The following is a 6,934-nucleotide window of genomic DNA, read 5'->3' as shown; positions in this document are numbered from 1 at the left end:
GCAGCAGTTCCTCACCCGCTTTCCGGCCGAGCAGGCCAGCGCGGCGGTCGAGCAGCTGTCGGGCGATACGAACGGGGCGCAGGGACAGGCCGAAAGCGACACCGCCGCAGGCGAGGCCGCAGCCGGCGCGACCGGCGCCGCCGTCGAAAGCGCGATCCAGAGCACGCCGGGCGCCGGGCTTAACCCCGATGATGCGCCCGACCCCGCGCAGGGCGATGGCGGCTCGGGCGAGGGGCTGGTCGAGCAGATCCGCGGCCTCGCGGGCGGCGGTGGCCTCGGCGGCACGCTGATGGAGCGCGCCTCGGGCCTCGCCACCACGGTCGTCTCGACCATCTCGGGCATCGCGCTGGCGCTGGTGCTGATCTATTTCCTGACGCTCTTGATGCTGTCCGAGGCGCCGCGCTGGCATTCCAAGCTCGGCGCGATGATGCGCCCCGAAAAGCGCGAGGAGGTGACCGGCGCGGTGGCGCTGGTGGCCTCCAAGACGCGGCGCTACCTCGCGGTGCGCTTCGTGCTCGGCATCGTCACCGCGTTGCTTTATGCCGGCTGGCTGTGGATCTTCGGCCTCGACCTCTTGCTGGTCTGGGCGCTGCTGACCTTCGTGTTCAACTTCGTGCCCTCGATCGGCTCTCTGATCTCGGGCATCCTGCCGGTGCTCTATGCCTTCGCCACGCGCGATCCCTGGACCGCGGTGCTGATCGGCGCGGGGCTTTTGGTGATCGAACAGGTGATGGGCAATTACGTCGACCCGCGGGTGCAGGGCCGGCACCTGTCGATCTCGGCCTTGGTGATCCTCTGCGCGCTGCTGTTCTGGGGCTGGATCTGGGGGGTCGCGGGGGCGATCCTCGCGGTGCCGATCACCATGGTGGTGATGGTCGCCTGCGCCCATGTGCCGGGGCTGCGCTGGATCGCGCTCGGCCTGTCGGACGAGACCGATTACGACGGGCTAAAGGCGCAGCTCGGCGCGCCGGGCAAAACCGACGTGCCGAACTGCTGAAGACTCACTTGCCGAAGACGACCGTGCGGCTGCCGTTGACCAGCACGCGGCGGTCGAGATGCAGCGCCACCGCCCGGGCCAGCACGCGCCGCTCGATGTCGCGCCCCTTGGCCACGAGATCCTCGGGCGTGTCGGCATGGGTGACGTGCTCGACGTCCTGGGAGATGATCGGCCCCTCGTCGAGATCCTCGGTCACGTAATGCGCCGTCGCCCCGATCATCTTCACCCCGCGCGCATGGGCCTGGTGATAGGGCTTGGCCCCCTTGAAACCCGGCAAAAAGGAATGGTGGATGTTGATGCAGCGCCCCGAAAGCCAGGCCGACATCTCGTCCGACAGGATCTGCATGTAGCGCGCCAGCACGACAAGCTCCGCCCCCGTCTCCTCGACCAGCGCCCGGATCTCGGCCTCCTGTTGTGGCTTGGTCTCGCGGGTGATCGGCAGGTGGTGATAGGGCACGTCGTCGGGCAGGCGCACCGACAGCGCGCTTTCGGGATGGTTGCCCGCCACGGCGACGAGGTCCATCGGCATCTCGCCGATGCGCTGGCGGTAGAGCAGGTCGGACAGGCAGTGGTCGAACTTCGACACGAGGATCAGCACCTTCTGGCGGTAGTCCTGCGGGCTCAGGGTCCACTGCATCCCGAAGGCGGTGCCGATGCCGTCCATCTTGGCGCGGAACCCACCATCGCCGCCGATCTCCTGCGGCAGGCGGAACGCCACGCGCATGAAGAAGGTGCCGGTGAGCGTGTCGTCGAACTGCCGCGCCTCGGTGATGTCGCCGCCGGTCTCGGCCAGCGCCGTGGCGACGGCGGCGACGATGCCGGGGCGGTTGCGGCAGGTGAGGGTAAGAATATGGGTGGTCATGGCGTGTCCCGTTCTGGCTTGCCCGGTTCTCGCCCGCCCTGTCCCGGTTTGCCAGCACGCGCGCGCCGCTCCGGCGCGGTTTGGCGACATGGCTGCAGGGAAACCTGCGCCCCGGTGCCGCGTTGGGTCACAGAGGTTTCCGATAGGAGCACGAAATGAGCGACAGCAAGACAACGACGAACCACGACGAGATCCGCCAATGGTGCGAGGCGCGCGGCGGCCATCCCGCGCGGGTCGCCGACACCTCGGGCGGAGAAGGCACGGGGGTGCTGAGGATCGACTTCGAGCCGCAGTCCGAGAACCTCGAGCGGATATCGTGGGACGAGTGGTTCGAAACCTTCGATGACAGCAAGCTCGCTTTCCTGCATCAAGACAGCGCCGCCGATGGTGCGGCAAGCCGGTTCAACAAGCTGATCAGCCGCGAGGGCTGAGGGCACTTTCAGGCCGGCGGCGCAGCCCCTAGATTGGGGTCATGACATTCGCTTCGCTGATCGGGCGCCGCCGCTTTCGCGGCACCCCCCCTGCTCCGGACACGCCCTTCTTCGCGATCGGCGACGTGCATGGCCGCGACGACCTGCTCGCGCGGCTGCTGGACGAGATCGCGCGGCGCGATCCGGGCGCGCCTGTGATCTGCCTGGGTGACATGATCGACCGCGGCCCGGCCAGCGCTGCCGTGCTGCACCGCCTGCGCGCGCATCCCAAGGCGGTCTGCCTCATGGGCAACCACGAGGAGATGATGCTCGATTTTCTCGATGATCCCGCAGGGTCGGGTGCGCCCTGGCTGCGGCATGGCGGCACGGCAACGCTGCGCAGCTTCGGCATCGAAACCGCGCCAGAGCGACCGGCCACCGCGCTGGCGGCCGAGCTGCGCGACGCCCTGGGCGATCTGCACGGCTGGCTGCGCGACCTGCCGCTCTGGTGGCGCAGTGGCAACATGGCCTGCACCCATGCCGGTGCCGACCCGGCCCTGCCGATCGAGGCGCAGGACCGCGCGGCATTGCTTTGGGGCCATCGCCGCTTTCGCAAGCGTCACCGCGCCGATGGGCTATGGGTGCTGCACGGCCATGTCATCACCCCCGATCCGGGCTGGGAGCCGGGTCGTGTCTGGCTCGACACCGGCGCTTACGGGACAGGGCGGCTCAGCGCCGCCCATGTCCACCCCGGCGAGATCGCCCTGCTGACCGAAAGCTGATCCGGGTCAGCCGCGAATGCGCACCGGCACCCCTTTGTAGGCGGGCGTCTTCGACATCTCGTCGTGGTAGTCGAGCGGCACCAGCGGGTTGGTCTCGGGGTAATAGGCCATCACCATGTCGTCGGGCAGGTCGTAGGCCACGACCCTGAGCCCGCCGACCTCGCGCGTCTCGCCATCCTCGACGGCGCAGGACAGCGTCACCTCCTGCCCCTCGCTCAGACCGGCCTTCGCGATCATCTCGGGGTTCATCATCACCACCTGCCGGTCGGTCTCGAGCCCGCGCAGCCGGTCGTTGAAGCCGTAGATGGTGGTGTTGAACTGATCGTTCGAGCGTACGGTGACGAGGGTGTAGCTGTCCTCCCCCGGCACCTGCCCCAGCGCCGAAAGCGTCTCGGGCGCGGTGAAGATCGCCTTGCCGGTCTCGGTCTTCCAGGTCCGCTCGCGTGCCGGGTTGCCCTTGTAGAAGCCGCCCGGCTGGAACAGCCTTTCGTTGAAACGCTCGAACTTGTCTGGATAAGTCTCTTCGATCAGGTCGCGCACGAGGGCGTAGTCGCCGACCCAGTCGTCCCATTTCACCTTCGGATTGGGCTCCAGCGTCGCCTTGGCGATGCCCGCGACGATGAAGGGCTCCGAGCGCAGCATCTTCGAGGCCGGTTCGCGCTTACCCTCGCTGCCGTGGATCATCGACAGGCTGTCCTCCATCGACACCGCCTGCGGGCCGGTGGCCTGCATGTCGAGTTCCGAGCGCACGATGCAAGGCAGCAGCCACGCCTCCTTGCCCACCAGCGTATGGCTGCGGTTGAGCTTGGTCGCGATCTGCACGTTGATGTCGAGGTTCTGCCAAGCCGGATCGGAGCGGCCCTGATCGGGGACCGCGCGGGCAAAGTTGCCGCCCAGGGATACGAAGCCCTTGACCGCCCCGTCGAGCACGCCCTGGACCGCATCGACCGTGGTGGTGCCCTCCTCACGCGGGGATTTGAAGCCGAACATCTCGTCGATCTTGTCGAGCGGCACCAGCTTGGGCTTTTCGCTGATGCCCACCGTGCGCTGGCCCTGCACGTTGGAGTGGCCGCGCACCGGCGAGATGCCCGCGCCTTCGCGGCCGATGTTGCCGCGCATCAGCAGGAGATTGACGTACATCGCAATGTTGAGGCTGCCATGCACATGCTGCGTCAGCCCCATGCCGTAGATGCCGATCACCTTTTCGGAATTGGCATACATCTCGCCCACCTCGGCGAGATCGGCGTGGCGCAGCCCCGAGACACGCTCGATCTCGGACCACTCCATCGCGCGGATCGCCGCCTCGAACTCGGGCCAGCCGGAGGTGTGCTGCGCGATGAACTGCCGGTCGATCACCCCGCCGCCCTGCTCGTCGTCGATCTCGAACACGCGCTTGCACATCCCCGCCAGCGCGGCGACGTCGCTGCCGGGCTTGAGCTGCAGGTAGCGATCCGAAATCACCGTCTCCTTGCCCGTCAGCATCTCGACCGGGTTCTGCGGATCGCGGAAGGTGACGAGCCCCGCCTCGCGCACCGGGTTGAAGGTCACGATCTTGCAGCCGCGCTTCTTGGCGGCGCGCAAGGGGTGCAGGAAGCGGGGGGAATTGGTGCCCGTGTTCTGCCCCATGAAGATGATCATGTCGCAATGATCGAAATCCGACAGCACGCAGGTGCCGACCGGAGAGCCCGTTACCTTCTTAAGCCCGACGCTGGTGGTCTCGTGGCACATGTTGGAGCTGTCGGGCAGGTTGTTGTTGCCGTAGAGCCGCGCGAAGAGCGCGTAGAGATAGGAGGTCTCGAGGCTGGCGCGCCCCGAGGCGTAGAACACCACCGACTTGGGGTCTTTCGCCCGGATCTCGCGCAGCTTGGCGCCGATCGCCGAAAACGCCTCGTCCCAGCTCGCCTCGACATATTTGTCGGTCGCCGAATCGTAGCGCATCGGATGCGTCAGCCGGCCCTGGATCTCCAGATCGTAATCGGGCCATGTGCGCAGCTCGCTCACCGTGTGGCGGGCGAAGAACTCCGGGCCGCAGCGGTCGCGGGTCAGGTCCCAGATCGTCGCCTTGGCGCCGTTCTCGCAGAACTCCGCGACATGCGGATTGGGCGGCTTGGTCCAAGCGCAGGAGGTGCACATGTGCCCGCCGGGCTTGTTCTGCCGCATCAGCGTTTCCAGCACCCCGGCATCGGGCCGCTCCTGCCCCATGTGCTTGGCGACGCTCTTGAGCGATCCCCAGCCGCCGGAGGGATGATCGTAATGCGGCAGCTCGTCGCGCTGGTGGGTTTCCTTGCGGTCGGTCATGAAAGGTCGCTCCCCTGCCCTGCTCTCGTCACGACAAAACGATGCCGCCGCGCGACAGGTTCCGACCGCGCACCACCCACGGCGGGAACCCGATGGCGGCGCACCCGTTTCGCGGTCATGACCGGCACACCGCTTCCGCATCTCAAGGCCCCCGACAGCACGCTCTCACTGCTGCGCGAAGGCTATGACTTCATCTCGCGGCGCTGCGACCGGCTGGGGACGGATGGCTTTCGCACCCGGCTGATGCTGCGCCCCGTCACCTGCCTGCGCGGGCCGCGCGCGGCGAGAGCCTTTTACGCGCCCGGCCGGATGACGCGACGCGGCGCGATGCCCGGCGGCGTGCTCGCGCTGTTGCAGGACAAGGGCTCGGTGCAGGGCCTCGACGACGCGGCGCACCGTCATCGCCGCGGGCTGTTCCTCGGGCTGATGACGCCCGAGGGGCTGGACCGCGCCCGGGACCTCCTGCGCGAGGAGTGGCAGGCCGCAGGCATGGGGGGGCGCGAGATCGTGCTCGCCGAGGAGATCGGCCCGATCCTCACCCGCACCGCGCTGCGCTGGTGCGGGATCGAGCTCGAGGATGCGGCCCCCCGGCTGCGCCACGAGGAGTTCGAGGCGATGATCGGCGGCGCGGCGCTGATCGGTCCGGGGCATTGGCGCGCGCGGCTGCTGCGGCGTCGCTCCGAGGCCTGGGCGCGGGAGGTGATCCGCATCGCCCGCGCGGGCACGGCCCCGCCGCATAGCCCGCTCGCGCGGCTCGCCCGGCACCGCGATCCCTCGGGTCTCGCCTTGCCGCGCGATGTAGCGGCGGTGGAGCTTTTGAACCTGCTGCGCCCGATCGTGGCGGTGGGGCGGTTCATCGTATTCTCGGCCCATGCGATGGTGACGCAGCCGGAGGTCTTCGCCGCCCTGCCCGACACACCGCGGGCGCTGGAATGGTGGGGCGACGAGGTGCGACGGCTCTACCCCTTCTTCCCGGCGATCGGCGGGCGGGTCCGCGAACGCTTCGACTTCGAGGGCCAAGGCTTCGCGCCGGGCGACTGGGTGCTGCTCGACCTGCACGGCACCGACACCGACCCCGGCGCCTGGCCCGATCCGCTGCGCTTCGACCCGATGCGCCACGCGCAGGCGCGCAACGCCTTCGCCTTCGTGCCGCAGGGGGCCGGGCCGATGGAAAGCGGCCATCGCTGCCCGGGCGAGGCGCTGACGGCCGCGCTTCTCGCGGAGGCCACGGCACTCCTGCACGCATCGCGCCCCGAGGCGCCGCCGCAGGATCTGCGCATCGCGCGAAACCGCGTGCCCGCCGCCCCGGTCTCGGGAATGCGTCTGAGGTTGCAGGAACCACCGCCCCGCGCCCCCGGTTGAAACGCGACAGCTTTCAAGGAGCCGCAACATGGCCGAGACACCGCATACCGCCGACCGCCTGCGTCACGACATCGACGAGGGCAAGGCCGGCGACAAGAAGGGCTTTCCCGACACCGCCGCCTCGCCGCTGGGCACCGACGCCGAGGCGTCGGGCAACCCCGCCACCGAGGAAGAGGTCGCGCGGGCCCAAGCCCAGGAGACCGAGAACCCCGCGCGCGGCAAC

At 68.8% G+C, this 6,934-nt stretch carries 6 protein-coding genes and 1 pseudogene; 5 read left to right on the top strand and 2 right to left on the bottom strand.

The features are described from left to right. The coding region (locus NHG85_RS15975; RefSeq protein ID WP_253334174.1) for an AI-2E family transporter at positions 1-997 on the top strand (997 nt) is incomplete at its 5' end. 4 nt (positions 998-1,001) lie between these two features. On the opposite strand, the gene purU is transcribed toward NHG85_RS15975, so the two are convergent. After that, complete coding sequence (gene purU, locus NHG85_RS15970; protein ID WP_253334167.1) at positions 1,002-1,859, bottom strand: formyltetrahydrofolate deformylase; 858 nt, start codon at positions 1,857-1,859, stop codon at positions 1,002-1,004. Between the two features lie 155 nt (positions 1,860-2,014). Between purU and NHG85_RS15965 the strand changes: the two genes are divergently transcribed. Beyond that, complete coding sequence (locus NHG85_RS15965) at positions 2,015-2,290, top strand: hypothetical protein (protein WP_253334165.1); 276 nt, start codon at positions 2,015-2,017, stop codon at positions 2,288-2,290. Positions 2,291-2,331: 41 nt separating this feature from the next. Then, the gene (locus NHG85_RS15960) at positions 2,332-3,051 is read left to right on the top strand and encodes a metallophosphoesterase (protein ID WP_253334163.1); all 720 of its coding nucleotides are present in this window, start codon (positions 2,332-2,334) and stop codon (positions 3,049-3,051) included. A gap of 6 nt (positions 3,052-3,057) precedes the next feature. Here NHG85_RS15960 and NHG85_RS15955 read toward each other — a convergent pair whose 3' ends face one another. After that, the gene (locus NHG85_RS15955; RefSeq protein ID WP_253334161.1) at positions 3,058-5,349 is read right to left on the bottom strand and encodes an FdhF/YdeP family oxidoreductase; all 2,292 of its coding nucleotides are present in this window, start codon (positions 5,347-5,349) and stop codon (positions 3,058-3,060) included. Between the two features lie 117 nt (positions 5,350-5,466). Here NHG85_RS15955 and NHG85_RS15950 point away from each other — a divergent pair, with 117 nt between their 5' ends. Further along, positions 5,467-6,711 carry a cytochrome P450 gene (locus NHG85_RS15950; protein ID WP_253334159.1) on the top strand — a complete coding sequence of 415 codons (1,245 nt, stop codon included), beginning with the start codon at positions 5,467-5,469 and terminating at the stop codon, positions 6,709-6,711. A gap of 28 nt (positions 6,712-6,739) precedes the next feature. Beyond that, positions 6,740-6,934, top strand: a pseudogene (locus NHG85_RS15945) (hypothetical protein); the annotation flags it as partial.

Origin of the sequence: Limimaricola litoreus (assembly GCF_024159025.1) — a bacterium.
Classification (GTDB): domain Bacteria; phylum Pseudomonadota; class Alphaproteobacteria; order Rhodobacterales; family Rhodobacteraceae; genus Limimaricola; species Limimaricola litoreus.
Note: the sequence above shows the minus strand (reverse complement) of the source record. Positions and strands in the feature narration are given on the sequence as shown.

Bases quoted from the DNA above. Each gene is read 5' to 3' on its own strand.
- NHG85_RS15955 (WP_253334161.1), bottom strand. From the start codon at position 5,349: ATGACCGACCGCAAGGAAACCCACCAGCGCGACGAGCTGCCGCATTAC.
- purU (WP_253334167.1), bottom strand. From the start codon at position 1,859: ATGACCACCCATATTCTTACCCTCACCTGCCGCAACCGCCCCGGCATC.
- NHG85_RS15960 (WP_253334163.1), top strand. From the start codon at position 2,332: ATGACATTCGCTTCGCTGATCGGGCGCCGCCGCTTTCGCGGCACCCCC.
- NHG85_RS15950 (WP_253334159.1), top strand. From the start codon at position 5,467: ATGACCGGCACACCGCTTCCGCATCTCAAGGCCCCCGACAGCACGCTC.
- NHG85_RS15965 (WP_253334165.1), top strand. From the start codon at position 2,015: ATGAGCGACAGCAAGACAACGACGAACCACGACGAGATCCGCCAATGG.